The sequence below is a fragment of the Mesorhizobium sp. M8A.F.Ca.ET.165.01.1.1 genome (genome assembly GCF_004792065.1).
Classification (GTDB): Bacteria; Pseudomonadota; Alphaproteobacteria; order Rhizobiales; family Rhizobiaceae; genus Mesorhizobium.
In genome coordinates, this window is record NZ_SRTH01000005.1 from 376,033 (window position 1) to 391,361 (window position 15,329).

Below are 15,329 nucleotides of genomic sequence, written 5' to 3' on the forward strand. Positions count from 1 at the left end.
CGGCCGCTCCCTCTTCACATGTTCGGGAGCATGGACGCCGGGCGTCGCCGGGGCGCTGCCGGCGGCGAGCGACATGCCGGGAAGGGCACCCATCGATCCGTCCGAACCTCGTTGCATTGCCCGTACCCAACCCCGTGCGCCTGTGCGGCGGCCAGATTTCCGGCCGTTGAGGGATTGATATGCCATCCGATCTTTTCGCCAGTTTTTCTGAACTGTTGAATCTTGTTTCTGGATTGTGTCTGGGTGGGCCTGCGCATGCCCGCAACCGCCTGTTTTCCGGCTTTTTGAAAAAAATCTGTCGGCGCCCGGGAATAAAGCGCGGCGCTTCCGGGTCTTGTCATCAGCGGGGCAAATCGGCCCGCGACGCGAAGAAACGAAACAAGGATTTAGCGAAATGACCAAGCTCGCTCTCAGCGTGGCCGCGATGTTGCTTGCCTCGAGTTCCGCCTTTGCCGGCAGCGACCATGGCGCCAACAATTCCAACCAGCCGGCCGCTCCGGTCGACACCAACGCGACGGCTTCGATCCCTTACACGGCACGTACCCATGGCGTCGACACCAAGGTGACGACCGGGCCGAAGCAAGAGTCGGTGCAGGACATGATCAACCGGCACAATGACGAGGGCATCTGGGGCAACTGAGCGCGCTCCGGTCCTCGAACATCCCAAGGGGCTTGGCCCTCCGTCATTCCAAGACGTGCCTTTAGCCACCACTCAACAGAGGAGAACCACCATGTTCAGCATGACACGCCGCACACTGCTCGGAACCGCCACTGCCGCCGCTGCCTTCGGCCTCGCCGGCAAGCTTGAATTCACCCGCCCCGCTTTCGCGCAGACGCCGGTGGAGCCGACCATCGGCTTCTACAAATACACGGTCGGCGACATCGAGGTCACCGCCATCTATGACGGCATCTGGAAGAAGCCGCACGATCCGGCCTTCATCAAGAATGTCTCGGTAGACGACACCAAGGCCGCACTCGCCAAGGCGGGTCTGACCACCGACTTCATGCCCATTCCGCTCACCGTCGTGGTGCTCAAGATGGGCGGCAAGCTGATCATGATGGATGCGGGCTCCGGCGTCGGCCAGTGGCAGGCCAACGCCACGCATCTGCCGGCCAACATGGCCGCCGCCGGCATCGACTACAAGGCGATCGACACCATCATGATCTCGCATTTCCACCCCGACCATGTCTGGGGCCTGATGGAGAAGGGTACCAACACGCCGGTGTTCCCCAATGCCGAGCTGATCGTCAACGCCACCGAATACAACTGGTGGACCGACCCGAGCCGGCTGGCCAAGCTGCCCGAGGGCCGCAAGCCGGCGGGCAAGCGCATCGCCGAAAACTTCCCGAAATGGAAGAACTGGAAGCTGGTCGAGGACGGCGCCGAGGTGGTGCCCGGCATCCAGATCATCGCCGCACCCGGCCACACGCCCGGCCACTCGGTGTATCTCGCCAACTCCGGCAAGGAGCAGCTGATGATCTCGGCCGACACCATGTATGTGCCGGCTTTGCTGGCGCCGCATCCGGAATGGCAAGGCGCTTACGACCAGGATGGGCCCACCGCAATCACCACGCGCCACAAGATCATCGACCGGGTGATCGCGGACAACATCCGCATTTCCGGTTCGCACTTCCCGTTCCCGGGCACCGGCGTCTTCGTCAAGGACGGCAATGCCTATGGCTTCACTCCGGTCGAAATTTGAGCGTCAGCTCCCAATCCAGACAAGCGAGACAGACAATGAAACAATCCTATCTGGGCAAGCACGCCCTCTACGGCCTGCTCGGCGCCATTGCCGTGCTGACCGTCGTTCCCGTCGCCACGATCATGCCGGCCTATGCGGTCGACGACATCGAAGGCGCCGACGCGCCAGACCTCACCGCCGTCAAGGCCAAGATCGACGCCAAGGACTACAAGGGCGCGCTGGAGGATTTGCGTGAACTCGCGCAGGACAACCAGCAGGCCGACGTCTACAATCTGCTTGGCTTCACGCTGCGCAAGACCGGCGACCCCACCACCGCGCTGACCTACTACAACAAGGCGCTGGAGCTGAAGCCCGACCACAAGGCCGCCCGCGAATATCTGGGCGAGCTCTATGTCGAGACCGGCGACATGGCCAAGGCTCAGGAGCAACTGGCCTCGCTGCAGAAACTGTGCCCCGCCGGCTGCGACGAGCTTGCCGATTTGCAGAAGGCCATCGACACCAAGGTGACGAAGTAGGGCGGGCAAGGCGGTTGCCTTGCTCGCGAAGGCCAGGGCAGCCCCCGCTCCGACCGCTTCGCGGCCCATCTCCCCCATTCCATGGGGGCGAGGAACCCAAGCTCTCCAAAGCCGCGACCTCGGCAGCTAGGATTTCCTCGCCCCCGCGAAGCGGGGGGAGGTGGCTCGGCGAAACCGAGACGGAGAAGGGGCCTGGCGCTAACCCATCCCCCAACCCACCAAAGTTCGGGCGCTCGTGGCTGGCGCCCATTGCCGGAGCCGGCGCCTCTCCCTCGAGCCGGCTCCGGGCCTTTCAAGCATCACACATTCGCGCGCGATCCCGCGCGCCGGACGACGCCTGCACGGTGTCAAGACACTGGAGCCCGACCATGACCCTGAACGAACGCGCCGCCAAGCTCACCGGCCTCGCCGCCAGACTGTACCTGCGGGACGCGGCGCTGCTTGCCGGCCGCCTGCTTTTGTCCCTCATCTTCCTGCATGAGGGCGCCACGCTCGCCAGCCATTTCGAGGGCGCCGCCAAGGCCATGGCGGCCCTTGGCGTCGGCCTGCCGTTGTTCATCGCCACCGCGGCGCTGCAACTGGGGGCGGGGCTTTCCATCGCGACAGGCCTGCTGACGCGGCTTGGCGCCATCGGGCTCGGCCTGTTTTGCCTGGCCACGGCCATGCTGTTCCACACCAATTTCGCCAGCCAGAACGAATTGCTGCATTTCGAAAAGGATCTGGCCATATCAGGCGGCATGTTCGTGCTGGCCGCCGCCGGCGCCGGCAGGTTCTCGCTGGACTGGTTGTTGGCCGGCTATCTCAGGCAGCGCCAGCGCGACAAGGAGATGGTGGCGGCGCTGCTGGCGGTCGAGAACTAGTTTTCCGTGGAGGTGCGGCTGCCGGTTTGAGCAGGAACCGAGCCCGCGCGCGCCCACACACGCTCGCACGTGCTGTGCTGGAACCAGCCTTGATGCTCCGCATTCTATAAGCAGGGGCTCAAGGAGCGTGACGTGAAAGCGATTTTGGCACTGGTGGGCGGCTTTGTTCTGACCCTTGCGGTCTTCGGCAGCGGGCTGGGCTTTGCCGCCTGGCTGCTCGCCGCCAAGTCTCCGCATGAGGCAAGGCGAACCGTCAGCGTCGCGGAGCTGTGGACCAGGGACGCGCGGCCGGTGAACAAGACGTCGCAGAACCTCGAACGCCTGCCGGCCGACCAGCCCGCCGCGCCCGACATCGCCGCCAGGGAGCAGGCACCCGACCCGACCGCGACCGGCTCGATCGCGCCTTCGGCTGAAGCGGCCGAACTGCCGGGATCCCACGTCAAATGGTGCGCCAGCCATTACCGCTCCTACCATCCCGACGACAATACCTACATGTCTTATAGCGGGCGGCTGCGCCCCTGCGTCTCACCCTATCTCGACGCCGGCGCCGACCAGAGCGCGCAGCCTACGGCCGAAGTCAGCTATGTCGCGGGCGACGTCGCTTCGGCCGTCACGACGGGGCTTTCCGCCGACCATGTCGATTCCTGCTTCAGTCGCTATCGCTCCTACCGGCCCGACGACAACAGCTACCAGCCCTATTCCGGCGGACCCAGGCGCCAGTGCGAGTAGCGCCGGTGCCGGGTAAACATGGCTGAAGGGCGCGGCTTGTGATCCCGACGATCACGCAAATTTTTTGGATCGTTCGCACCGGCGCGGCGTTCATCCCCCACACAAGGGAGAACTGACATGAACGACGACCGCGACGACAAGATCCGCGACCGCGCCTACGAGATCTGGCAGCGCGAAGGCGGCGGCCATGGCGACCATGACCGGCACTGGCACCAGGCTGAGATGGAGATCGACAGGGAAGCCGCCCTGCCGCTGACGGCCGACGATGCGCTTCCGGAAACCGGCGAGATCGCCAGCACGGACGTGCTGCAGGTCGAAGCGCTGGCGGCCCGTACCGGCATATCGGGCGACGAGGCGCAGGCGCTGATCGACAGGCTCGGCACCGATCGCGTCGCGATCGAGCAGGCCGCGCGCGGCCTCAAGGCGAAGCGCGGGCGCTGAACGCAAGGCCTTTCGAAACAATGCGTTGGCGCGGTTCGATGAGAAGATGATTCATCGAGCCGGCGGCGCGAAACCATGACCCGGGCGAAGCCGTAGGGCGCTATCCTCCGTCATCCGCCCCGTCATCAACGGCAATGTCGGAACCCTTGGCTGTCTCGCAGGTTCCTTCTGCCCACCCCAACAGGAGATGCAGGCCATGGACCACACCCACCACATCAGGCTGACCAATGCCGAACTGACCCCGGATGCGCTCGAAGGCGCCACCATCTACGGCCCCGGCGACGAGAAGATCGGCTCGGTCGACCACCTGCATGCCGGCCAGGTCGTCATCGATGTCGGCGGCTTCCTCGGCATCGGCGCGAAGCCCGTGGCCGTGCTGGCCAACGAACTCGATTTCATGCGCGACGAGGACGGCGACATCCACGCCGTGACCAGCTGGACCAAGGACCAGCTGAAACAAATGCCCGAACACCGCGACTGACAATGAGAAGGGCTCGGCATCAGCCGGGCCCTTCGTCTTTTCCAAGGGAGAGACCGATGATCAGGAAGCTGAAAGACGGAAAATACCGGCTTTATTCGAGGAAGAAGGACGACAAGACGGGGAAGCGGCGGAATTTGGGGACGTTTGATACGCGCGAGGCGGCGGAGAAGCATGAGAAGGAGGTGCAGTATTTTAAGCGGCATTGAGGGATGCTGATGCGTGCCTCGGTCTCGTTGCTGCAATTAGCGGTGGACAAGAAGCGCTATGGCCAAAGCGTTGCGCCGCCACCAAGCGGCGCAAAACTCATGTGGAACAAAACAAGCTTCCGCGCGTTTGGGCTTTCGGCTTGGTCTGGCCATGGGGTCCGCGTGGGGAGGGGTTTTTGGGCGTATCTCGGTTACCAAAGGAACATCTGGATTCTCGGCAAATACTCAGCGCTCTCAAGGCATTTCGAAACGGAGATTTTTCCGTCCGCATCGAAAACGTCTATGACGGGCTGAGTGGCGAAATCGCAGATACGTTCAACCAAATTGTCGAACTCAATGACCAGGTGACGCGTGAATTTGCGCGGCTCAGCCGGGTGGTCGGCAAAGATGGGCGCATAAGCGAGCGCGGCCATGTCAGGAACGCCAAAGGCAGCTGGGAATCCAGTGTTCGGTCGGTCAACGACCTGATCGAGGACATGGTGCAGCCGACCGCCGAGGTTGCCCGGGTCATCGGCGCCGTTGCCAAGGGCGATCTGTCCCAGACCATGATGGTGGAGATCGACGGGAGGCCGCTGCGCGGCGAATTCCTGCGGATCGGCAAAATCGTCAACACAATGGTTGAGCAACTCGCCTCGTTCACTTCGGAGGTGACACGAGTGGCGCGCGAGGTCGGCACCGAGGGCAAACTTGGTGGACAGGCGCGGGTCAAGGGTGTGGCAGGCACCTGGAAGGATCTGACCGACAATGTGAACGCGATGGCGACCAATCTGACGAGCCAGGTGCGCAACATCGCGGAGGTGACTACGGCCGTCGCGTCGGGTGACTTGTCAAAGAAGATCACCGTCGACGTGAAGGGCGAGATCCTGGAGCTGAAGTCGACCATCAACACCATGGTCGACCAGCTCAACTCGTTTGCCGGCGAGGTGACGCGCGTCGCGCGCGAAGTCGGCACCGAGGGGAAACTCGGCGGCCAAGCCCGCGTCGAGGGCGTGGGTGGCACCTGGAAGGACCTGACGGACAGCGTGAACCTGATGGCCGCCAACTTGACCGGCCAGGTCCGCAATATCGCCGATGTGACGACCGCGGTGGCGCTCGGCGACCTGTCGAAGAAGATCACCGTCGACGTGAAGGGCGAGATTCTGGAGCTGAAGTCCACCATCAATACGATGGTCGACCAGCTCAACTCGTTTGCCGGCGAGGTGACGCGCGTTGCGCGCGAGGTCGGGACGGAGGGAAAGCTCGGCGGCCAGGCGCAGGTGCGGGGTGTCGCCGGAACCTGGAAAGATTTGACCGACAACGTCAATTCAATGGCGGCCAACCTGACCGGCCAGGTGCGCAACATCGCCGAAGTGACCACCGCGGTGGCTCTGGGTGATCTGTCGAAGAAGATCACGGTCGACGTGAAGGGCGAGATCCTGGAACTCAAGAACACCATCAACACGATGGTGGATCAGCTGAATTCCTTCGCCTCGGAGGTGACGCGTGTCGCGCGCGAAGTCGGCACCGAGGGAAAGCTGGGCGGCCAGGCAGAAGTGCGAGGGGTCGGAGGCACCTGGAAGGACCTGACCGACAACGTCAATCTGATGGCGGCCAATCTCACCGGGCAAGTGCGCAACATTGCCGATGTGACCACGGCCGTTGCGCGCGGGGATCTTTCCAAGAAGATCACAGTCGACGTGAAGGGCGAAATCCTGGAGCTCAAGAACACCGTCAACACGATGGTGGACCAGCTCAACTCATTCGCCTCCGAAGTCACGCGCGTCGCCCGCGAAGTGGGCTCCGAGGGAAAACTCGGCGGTCAGGCCCATGTCGAGGGGGTCGGCGGCACCTGGAAGGACCTGACCGACAACGTCAATGCCATGGCCGGCAACCTGACCGTGCAGTTGCGCGATGTCTCCAAGGTCGCGACCGCGATCGCCACCGGCGATCTCACCCAGAAAATCACCGTCGATGCATTGGGAGAGATTCTGCAGATCAAGGATGTCATCAACACGATGGTGGACCAGCTGAACTCCTTCGCATCCGAGGTGACGCGCGTCGCCCGCGAAGTGGGGTCGGACGGCAAGCTTGGCGGCCAGGCACAGGTACGCGGTGGCGCCGGCACGTGGAAGGACCTGACGGACAATGTCAACGCCATGGCCGCCAACCTGACGGGCCAGGTCCGCAACATCGCGGAAGTGACGACCGCCGTTGCGCTGGGCGACCTGTCGAAGAAGATCACGGTCGACGTTCGCGGCGAAATTCTCGAACTCAAGGACACCATCAACACGATGGTGGATCAGCTCAACTCGTTCGCCTCGGAAGTGACGCGTGTCGCGCGCGAAGTCGGTACCGAGGGGAAGCTTGGCGGCCAGGCACAGGTGCGCGGTGTCGCAGGCACCTAGAAAGACCTGACCGACAACGTCAATTCGATGGCCGAGAATCTTACCGGCCAGGTCCGCAACATCGCCGATGTGACGACCGCGGTGGCGCGAGGCGATCTGTCGAAGAAGATCACCGTCGACGTCAAGGGCGAGATCCTGGAGCTGAAGTCCACCATCAACACCATGGTCGACCAGCTCAACTCCTTTGCCGGCGAGGTGACGCGTGTGGCGCGCGAGGTCGGCACCGAGGGCAAGCTCGGCGGCCAGGCACAGGTCGAGGGCGTGGCCGGCACATGGAAGGACCTGACCGACAACGTCAACCTCATGGCGACCAACCTGACCAACCAGGTGCGTGGCATCGCTGATGTCGTGACCGCAGTGGCACAAGGAAATCTCAAGCGCAAACTCGCCGTGGATGCCAAGGGCGAGATCGCGTCCCTGGCGGACACCATCAACGGCATGATCGAAACGCTTGCGACCTTCGCCGATCAGGTGACCAACGTCGCACGCGAGGTCGGTATCGAGGGCAAGCTCGGCGGCCAGGCCAGGGTGCCGGGCGCCGCCGGTCTGTGGCGCGACCTGACCGACAACGTCAATCAGCTGGCAGCGAACCTGACCACCCAGGTGCGGGCCATCGCCGAGGTTTCGACCGCGGTCACCAAGGGTGATCTTACCCGTTCCATCAGCGTCCAGGCTTCCGGGGAGGTCGCGGCGCTCAAGGACAACATCAACGAGATGATCCGCAACCTGAAGGATCAGACGCTCAAGAATGCCGAGCAGGATTGGCTGAAAACCAACCTCGCGCGGTTCTCGCGCATGCTGCAGGGCGAGCGCGATCTGGCCACGGTGTCGCGCATGATCATCTCGGAGCTCGCGCCGCTGGTGAACGCGCAGTACGGCCTTTTCTACGTGACCAATCGCGACGAGGAAGAATCCTATCTGGAACTGGCCGCGTCATACGCCGCCGAAGGCAAAGCCGCGATCCGCCAGCGTGTGGACTTCCGGGAAGGTCTGATCGGTCAAAGCGCAGCCGACAAACGGGCGATCATGCTCGACGATGTTCCTTCGAGCTTCCTGCGCATCACCTCGGGCCTTGGCGAAGCACCGCCGGCCAGCGCTATCGTCCTGCCGGCATTGTTCGAGGAAGAGGTCAAGGCGGTTATCGAGCTCGCTTCGTTCAGCCGCTTCAGCGACACGCATCGCCTGTTCCTCGAGCAATTGATGGAGTCGGTCGGTATTGTGCTCAACACGATCGCCGCGACCATGCGCACGGAAGGGCTTCTCAAGCAGTCGCAGCTTTTGACGTCCGAACTGCAGTCGCGCCAGACCGAGCTCACCAAGAAACAGGAAGAGCTTCACGCCACCAACGAGGAATTGCAGGAGAAGGCGCAGCTCCTCGAAAATGAGAAAAAACAGGTCGAGAACAAGAATCTCGAGATCGAAATGGCCAGACGGGCACTCGAGGAGAAGGCGGAACAGCTGGCGCTGACGTCCAAGTACAAGTCCGAATTCCTGGCGAATATGAGCCACGAACTGAGGACCCCGCTGAATTCGCTGTTGATCCTGTCCAACCTGCTCGCCACCAACCAGCAGGGCAACCTGAACGACAAGCAGATCGAGTTCGCGCGGACGATCAACTCGGCGGGCACGGATTTGCTCAGCCTCATCAATGACATACTGGATCTTTCGAAAATCGAGTCCGGCACGGTTTCGATCGAGCTCAACGACATGCCGCTCGCCCATCTGCGTCAGCATATGGAGCGAACCTTCCGGCAACTGGCCGCCGACAAGGGGCTGCGGTTTACGATCAACATCGATCAGACTCTGCCCGAAACGATCCGTACGGACGAAAAACGGCTCCAGCAGATCGTCCTCAATCTCTTGTCCAACGCGTTCAAGTTTACGTCCCAAGGCGACGTGACGCTCAGCATCCATGCCGAGCGGACCGGCCGTGGGAACGGCTCGACAGCGCTACCCAAGGCGCTGGCAATTGCCGTCACCGACACGGGCATCGGCATTCCGGAGGACAAGCAAAAGCTGATCTTCGAGGCGTTTCAACAGGCCGACGGGACCACCAGCCGCAAATATGGCGGCACCGGCCTCGGCCTCTCGATCAGCCGGGAAATCGCCCGCCTCCTCGGCGGCGAGTTGCGTGTCGAAAGCCAGCCTGGAACGGGATCGACCTTCACGCTTGTCATTCCCTTCGATGGTCCCCGCAGCAGCAGTCTTGCACCGCAGATCGAGCTTTCGCCGGCTGCCGGGTCCGTTGCGGCTACCAGCACGGCGGGAACGCCAGAACTCGCCGACGATCGTGATTCGATCGACCCGTCGGACAGGGTGGTGCTGATCGTGGAGGACGACCCCACTTTTGGCGGGCTGCTGCTTGGTCTTGCGCGATCGGCGGGGTTGAAAGGCGTGCTTTCCACGGCGGGCTCGGGAACGCTGGCTCTTACACGCAAGCTCATGCCCGATGCGATCACCCTCGATCTCGGCCTTTCGGACATTGATGGCTGGGTCCTTTTCGACCTTTTACGGCATGATCCGAAGACCAGGAACATACCTATCCACGTTATCTCCGGGGCCGAGGACATCGAGCTTCTCACGCGCCGTGGCGCCGCAAGCGTTTCCAGCAAGCCGGTGTCCGCTGGCGAGCTTACGCGTGTCTTCGACGACATTCAGTCGAGGACGCTCAGGATACAGCGCAAGGTGCTGGTCGCCGATCCAGATTCCGAGCGTCGTCTGGCGCTGGTCGAAGCCATTCGCGATGGCGTCACGTCGGTCACCGCCATCGGCCGGGTTGCGGCTAACGCGGACGGGAACGGTATTGCCGGCTATGACGCCGTGGTGTTCGGGTTTGGCCGTTCGGCCAAGGACAACGCCCAGATGCTCGACGAGATCATGTCTCAGTTCGGCGATTCTGTACCGCGCCTGCTGTTCTTCACGCCCCATCCAGATGCCTTTCAGCAGCAGGTCGCCTTGCATCCGCCCCTCAGCGACGTTCCGCGTGCCGACAACTTTGCCCAGCTTGGCTTGTTGATGTCCGCGGCTCTTCCAGGCGACAGGGCCGACAAGGAGATCTCTGCGTCCGAGCAACTCGACAACGCCGATCTGGCTGGGGCCAGGGTTCTCATCGTCGACGATGACATTCGCAACATCTATTCGCTGACCAGCGTGCTGGAGACCTACGGTATCGAGGTCCAGCATGCCGAGCGGGGGCGGGACGGCATAGCCATGCTTGAAGAGGCGCCGGACGTCGATGTCGCCCTGATCGATATCATGATGCCCGAGATGGATGGGTACGAGACGATGCGCAGGATCCGCTCACAGCCGAAGATCGCGCACATTCCCCTGATTTCCGTCACAGCCAAAGCGATGAAAGGAGATCGCCAGAAATGTCTGGACGCCGGCGCGTCCGACTACATCGCCAAGCCCGTCGATCTCGACCTGCTCCTGGCCCTGCTGCGGGTTTGGGTCGGCCGCTCGCGCTCGCGCGCAGGGACATCCCGGATAGACGATGGTGACCGCAATCTGATTGCGCCTCGGCAGATTTAGCCCATGGCCGCGATGGAAGCAGATAACAGCGAACTATTCGAAAAGTCGCTGCCGGTTCGCGTTCTCGCTGTCGACGACGACGAGCGAAATCTCCTTGCCATAGAGGAGGTCCTTGACGGAGTGGGGCAAGTGATTTGCGCCAAGTCGGGCGAAGAAGCGCTGCGCTTTCTGCTCAAGGAAGACTTCGCCGTCATTCTGCTGGATGTGCTGATGCCCGGTCTCGACGGTTACGAAACCGCTTCGCTGATCCGGAGGCGCGAGCGTTCGAACAACACACCGATCATCTTCCTGACCGCCATCAACAAGGAAGAAGCGCATATGTTGCGCGGCTATGATGCCGGCGCGGTGGATTACCTGTTCAAGCCATTCGACCCGGTGATGCTGCGGTCCAAGGTCATGGTTTTCGTCGATCTCTATGAAAAGACGAGAGAAATCGAACGGAATGCGGCTCGGGAGCAGCTGCTGCTTGAACGGGCGCTGAAGGCGACGTCCGACAAACTCGATGCCGAGCGGGCGCTGCGGCATTCCGAGGCCCGGCAGGAGACGATCCTCGCTTCGCTGCCGATTTGCTTTCACGCTCGCGCGGCGCAGGCGCCATACGCCGCGAGCTATGTTTCCAAAGGGGTCGAGCGGTTAACGGGATTTTCTCCGGACCGTTTCATCGCGGATCCCGATTTCGGCATCGGCCGGGTCCATCCCGCTGATCGGGACGCGGTGACAAGATCGCTTTCGGCTGCCCACGAGACAGGCTCTTATGCTTGCGAGTTCCGCTGGCGGTGCGCCAATGAGGAATACCGTATATTCTTCGACCAAGGTGTGGTCGCCAGGAATGGCGCCGGGCTCGAACTGCTGGGCACCATGCAGGACATTACCGAGCAGCGCCATCTGGAAGGCCAATTGCTGCAATCGCAGCGGCTCGATGCAATTGGCAAGCTGACCGGCGGACTTGCCCACGATTTCAACAACCTGCTTGCGGCGATCCTCTCCGGGCTGAGCCTGCTCGAAAGGCAAGTGACGCTCGACGGCAAGGCGGCCCAGGTTCTCGACATGACGCGCCGCTCCGCTTCCCAGGGCAAGGATCTCATCCAGCGCATGCTCGCCTTTTCAAGGCGCCAGGAATTGAAGCCGGTTGCCGTGCGCATGTCGAGCCTGGGAGACACGATGACCGGCCTGGTGGCGCCGATCCTGGGCGGTTTGGTGCGCTTCGACTGGCACGTTGGTGACGACATATGGCCGGTGCATGCGGATCCGGCACAGCTCGAGCTTGCCTTGATGAACCTGGTCTTCAATGCCCGCGACGCGATGCCTTCGGGAGGGACAATCTCCGTCAGGGCCGACAATCGCAGCATCGGCCACACCGGCCAGGGGCTTGGCGCGGGCGACTATGTCAGGCTTGCGGTCGAGGACACCGGGACAGGTATCGCCGCGGATCTGATCAGCAAAGTGATCGAGCCGTTCTTCACGACAAAACCGATCGGCAAGGGCACGGGCCTTGGCCTCAGCACTGTCTATGGTTTCGCCAAGCAGTCTGGTGGCACGCTCAGGATAGACAGCGAAGTTGGCCACGGCACCACCATGGAGCTTTGGTTGCCCCGCTCACGCGGGACGCAAGACGCCGCCAAGGATGAGCCTGTTTTCGAATCCGGTAGCGTCACGAATTCCGGCGCGGGTCTCCCGGCGACGGCCGAGGAACAGTTGCCGACTGTTCTGCTCGTCGATGACAGTCAGTCCCTGCGGGAGTTGACGGCGATGTCGCTGCGGCAATCAGGTTTCGACGTGACGGCGTTTTCCGGCGGCGCCCAGGCACTGGCCGCCATCGAAAGGGAACCGGAGCGCTTCGACGTCATCGTAACCGACTTCGCCATGCCGCTCATTTCGGGCATCGACGTCATCCGCTTCGCCCGCAGCCTGCGCGCGGATTGGCCAGCGCTCATCGTCACGGGCTACGCCGATGCCGAGAAGATCTCGGATCGCCCTCCCGACGTGGCGTTGATAAGCAAACCTTTCGAAGATGCCCATCTGGTTGCAGCCATTCGATCGGCTTCGCGTCGCCGCTGATATTTTGCTTCCCCGGCAGCCGCACCTGTCGTCGGCCGTCTCCGCAGGGCGCCTAGCCACCTTCCAATTTCTCGCACCAGCTGCCGAGTTGCGCACGCCCGTTAACCATTCGTTAACCATTAGCCCCCTAGCGTTTACCTCTCAGTAAGGATTCGCTGGCCGTGACCTTTGCCGCCCCCGTCGAAACAAAATCCATTCGCTTCCGCGCCCGTTCGTTCGTGGCGTTCACGCTCACCCCGGAGGCGCCGATCGGGGCTTGGCTGGAGGGGCTGGATCACTGGATCGGCAATTCGCCGGGCTATTTTGCCGGGCGGCCGGTGGTGCTCGATCTCAATGTGCTGAAGCCCGAGGTCGCCGACATCGCGCTGCTGGTGGCGTCGCTCGGCGCGCGCGGCATCCGGGTCTATGCGATCGAGCTCGAAGGGGCTTCGCTCGGGCTCGACCTGCCGCCGCTGCTCTCCGGCGCCAAGGAGGCGACTTCGGACGGCCTGCTTCCCGGCCGCAAGGGCAAAGCGGAGGCGGCTGATGAGGCCGGCAAGCTGGAAACGGTGTTTTCGGATCGCGGCAAGGACGCCGGCAAGCCCGGCGAGGGCAAGGCCGCCGAAATTAAAGCCGAGGCCGGCAAGGGCAAGGCGGTCAAGGCGGCGGAAGCCGGCGCGACTGACGCGGTCCAGGCCGGCACGCTGATGGTCAAGTCGCCGATCCGCTCGGGCCAGTCGATCTTCCATCCGCATGGCGATGTCATCGTGCTGGGCTCGGTGGCGTCCGGCTCGGAGATCATCGCGGCGGGCTCGATCCATGTCTATGGCACGCTGCGCGGCCGCGCCATCGCCGGCTCGCAAGGCAACCGGTCGGCGCGCATCTTCTGCCGCAGGAACGAGGCGGAGCTGATCTCGGTCGATGGCTGGTACACGACGGCGGAAGAGATGGAAGGCGTCTCGCGCGGCAAGGCGGTGCAGGCCTTTCTCGAAGGCGACATGCTCGCCGTCGTGCCGCTGAACTAGGGCCGAGGGATGCTGGCGCCCGGCTTCACGCTTCCGGCCCGGACAGACGCCGAGGCACCATCGCCGCGCGCAAGCTTCGGACCGGTTTCGGATGGCATGATGGCAGGCTCTGACAACAGCCGTGCGGCGCACGGCGCAACAAACGACAACAGGCAACGGAGGCTTTTTCCATGGGCAAGGTAGTGGTCGTCACATCGGGCAAGGGGGGCGTCGGCAAGACCACCTCGACGGCCGCGCTGGGTGCCGCGGTCGCCAAGACCGGCAAGAAGGTGGCGCTGGTCGATTTCGACGTCGGCCTGCGCAACCTCGACCTGATCATGGGCGCCGAGCGGCGCGTCGTGTTCGACCTCGTCAACGTCATCCAGGGCACGGCCAAGCTGTCGCAGGCGCTGATCCGCGACAAGCGCGTCGACACGCTGTTCCTGCTGCCGGCCTCGCAGACGCGCGACAAGGACGCGCTGACGGAAGACGGCGTCGGCGAGGTGATCGACAAGCTGCGCTCGGTCTTCGACTATGTCTTCTGCGACAGCCCGGCCGGCATCGAGCGCGGCGCGCAGCTCGCCATGCGCTTTGCCGACGAGGCGGTCATCGTCACCAATCCGGAAGTGTCGTCGGTGCGCGATTCCGACCGCATCATCGGCCTGCTCGACGCCCGCACCATGCGCGCCGAACAGGGCGAGCAGATCGCCAAGCACGTGCTGGTCACCCGCTATGACGCGGCGCGCGCCGCGCGCGGCGAAATGCTGTCGATCGACGACGTGCTGGAAATCCTCTCGGTGCCGCTGCTCGGCATCATCCCGGAAAGCCAGGACGTGCTGAGGGCTTCCAACCTCGGTTCGCCGGTGACGCTGTCGGAACCGCTCAACAACGCCGCCAAGGCCTATCTCGAAGCGGCAAGGCGGCTGGAAGGCGAAGATTTGCCGGTGGTGGTGCCCTTCGAACGCAAGGGTTTCCTCGACCGTCTGCTCGGAAGGAGGGCCGCATGAGCATCCTCGACCTCTTCAAGCGGCGCACCAGCGCGCCGGTGGCGCGCGAGCGGCTGCAGGTGCTGCTCGCCTATGAGCGCCGCAGCCGTGGCCAGCCCGATCTCGTCTCCATCCTGCGCGAGGAGATCATGGCTGTGATCGCCAAGCATGTGCAGATCGACCAGGACTACCTCCAGGTCTCGATGGACCGCGGCGAGACCATGTCGACGCTGGAAATCGACATCCAGATCCCCAACAAGAGCGCCGTGCCGCTGGCCATGGCGGGGTGAGTTAGCACGACTGGTTCCTCGCCCCCACGTGAGTGGGGAGAGCGACTATCTGGGGTGTCAAGTTGCATTTGCGAATTCGCTTCTCGCGTCGCGTGCTTTTGCGTTGAGGATGACGAGAAGTTTTCTGGCGAGTGCGATGCGGATGAGCATTTTGGGCTTTCC

Annotated in this window: 14 protein-coding genes and 2 pseudogenes; 15 read left to right on the plus strand and 1 reads right to left on the minus strand. The window is 63.1% G+C overall.

Translation table 11 applies throughout. The annotated features are described in order from the left end of the window. Window positions 1-179: 179 nt before the first annotated feature. The 15 genes and pseudogenes from EN808_RS17715 (at window position 180) to minE (ending at window position 15,167) form a co-directional block, all read left to right on the plus strand. The gene (locus EN808_RS17715; protein WP_135884019.1) at window positions 180-398 is read left to right on the plus strand and encodes a hypothetical protein; all 219 of its coding nucleotides are present in this window, start codon (window positions 180-182) and stop codon (window positions 396-398) included. Beyond that, window positions 395-640, plus strand: a complete 246-nt coding sequence (locus tag EN808_RS17720; protein ID WP_135916526.1) for a DUF680 domain-containing protein — start codon at window positions 395-397, stop codon at window positions 638-640. Before EN808_RS17715 ends, EN808_RS17720 begins: the two co-directional genes overlap by 4 nt. Before the next feature lie 91 nt (window positions 641-731). Next, on the plus strand, window positions 732-1,703 hold the full coding sequence (locus tag EN808_RS17725; RefSeq protein WP_135916527.1) for an MBL fold metallo-hydrolase: 972 nt from the start codon (window positions 732-734) through the stop codon (window positions 1,701-1,703). 35 nt (window positions 1,704-1,738) lie between these two features. Continuing rightward, a complete protein-coding gene (locus EN808_RS17730) occupies window positions 1,739-2,218 on the plus strand; it encodes a tetratricopeptide repeat protein (RefSeq protein WP_127870286.1) in 480 nt (159 codons plus the stop codon). A gap of 368 nt (window positions 2,219-2,586) precedes the next feature. Next, window positions 2,587-3,078: a DoxX family protein gene (locus EN808_RS17735; RefSeq protein WP_135916528.1), complete on the plus strand. Its 492-nt coding sequence runs from the start codon at window positions 2,587-2,589 to the stop codon at window positions 3,076-3,078. Between the two features lie 132 nt (window positions 3,079-3,210). Next, window positions 3,211-3,807 carry a BA14K family protein gene (locus EN808_RS17740; protein ID WP_127279515.1) on the plus strand — a complete coding sequence of 199 codons (597 nt, stop codon included), beginning with the start codon at window positions 3,211-3,213 and terminating at the stop codon, window positions 3,805-3,807. A gap of 117 nt (window positions 3,808-3,924) precedes the next feature. Then, the gene (locus EN808_RS17745; protein ID WP_127870289.1) at window positions 3,925-4,248 is read left to right on the plus strand and encodes a DUF2934 domain-containing protein; all 324 of its coding nucleotides are present in this window, start codon (window positions 3,925-3,927) and stop codon (window positions 4,246-4,248) included. 196 nt (window positions 4,249-4,444) lie between these two features. Next, a complete protein-coding gene (locus EN808_RS17750; RefSeq protein ID WP_135916529.1) occupies window positions 4,445-4,729 on the plus strand; it encodes a PRC-barrel domain containing protein in 285 nt (94 codons plus the stop codon). 56 nt (window positions 4,730-4,785) lie between these two features. After that, window positions 4,786-4,935 (plus strand): hypothetical protein, encoded by a 150-nt coding sequence (locus EN808_RS17755; protein WP_086081318.1) that lies wholly within the window; start codon window positions 4,786-4,788, stop codon window positions 4,933-4,935. 9 nt (window positions 4,936-4,944) lie between these two features. After that, the gene (locus EN808_RS36355; protein WP_210235453.1) at window positions 4,945-5,229 is read left to right on the plus strand and encodes a hypothetical protein; all 285 of its coding nucleotides are present in this window, start codon (window positions 4,945-4,947) and stop codon (window positions 5,227-5,229) included. Beyond that, window positions 5,112-10,850: pseudogene (locus tag EN808_RS17760) on the plus strand (HAMP domain-containing protein). The gene EN808_RS36355 and the pseudogene EN808_RS17760 overlap by 118 nt, the downstream one beginning before the upstream one ends. Window positions 10,851-10,853: 3 nt before the next feature. Beyond that, window positions 10,854-12,908, plus strand: coding sequence for a response regulator (locus tag EN808_RS17765; RefSeq protein ID WP_135866026.1), 2,055 nt, complete (start codon window positions 10,854-10,856; stop codon window positions 12,906-12,908). A gap of 161 nt (window positions 12,909-13,069) precedes the next feature. Further along, window positions 13,070-13,912 carry a septum site-determining protein MinC gene (minC, locus tag EN808_RS17770; protein ID WP_127280144.1) on the plus strand — a complete coding sequence of 281 codons (843 nt, stop codon included), beginning with the start codon at window positions 13,070-13,072 and terminating at the stop codon, window positions 13,910-13,912. A gap of 170 nt (window positions 13,913-14,082) precedes the next feature. Further along, the gene (gene minD, locus EN808_RS17775; RefSeq protein ID WP_127870298.1) at window positions 14,083-14,898 is read left to right on the plus strand and encodes a septum site-determining protein MinD; all 816 of its coding nucleotides are present in this window, start codon (window positions 14,083-14,085) and stop codon (window positions 14,896-14,898) included. After that, on the plus strand, window positions 14,895-15,167 hold the full coding sequence (minE, locus tag EN808_RS17780; RefSeq protein WP_023774842.1) for a cell division topological specificity factor MinE: 273 nt from the start codon (window positions 14,895-14,897) through the stop codon (window positions 15,165-15,167). The genes minD and minE overlap by 4 nt, the downstream gene beginning before the upstream one ends. A gap of 57 nt (window positions 15,168-15,224) precedes the next feature. On the opposite strand, the pseudogene EN808_RS37790 reads toward minE, so the two are convergent. Further along, window positions 15,225-15,329: pseudogene (locus EN808_RS37790) on the minus strand (IS110 family transposase); the annotation flags it as partial.